Raw genomic sequence first — 294 nt, 5'->3', positions numbered from 1 at the left:
ATGTATGATGCGCACAACCCAGGGGACGCTGGCACGGATTGTCCGGTTTACGCTCGGACCGCTGGAGCTGTGGTCGCTTAACTCAGACAAAAAAGACGGCGCGCTACGCAGAAATCTCTCGGATACGATCGGTACTGCCCGTGCCCGTCAGTTACTGGCGGAGAAGTTCCCTCGCGGATCCGCAAAAAAACTCATTGAGTACAGGGAGCGTAACAGTGGCGCCCGTGGTGATAAGGGCGTCATCGAATTGATGGCAGACGAAATGATAAATGAGCTGGGGTATGACCTTTGATG

The 294-nt window shown here is 54.4% G+C and carries 1 protein-coding gene; it reads left to right on the top strand.

Annotation, left to right across the window (positions count from 1 at the left end; genetic code table 11):
* The coding region (locus tag RTW80_RS28645; RefSeq protein ID WP_312721480.1) for a hypothetical protein at nt 1–292 on the top strand (292 nt) is incomplete at its 5' end.
* Nucleotides 293–294: the final 2 nt, after the last annotated feature.

The sequence above is a fragment of the Escherichia sp. AM3 genome, from assembly GCF_032029835.1.
In the GTDB taxonomy this organism is placed as follows: Bacteria; Pseudomonadota; Gammaproteobacteria; order Enterobacterales; family Enterobacteriaceae; genus Escherichia; species Escherichia coli.
This window is presented reverse-complemented; position numbering and strand designations above follow the sequence as displayed.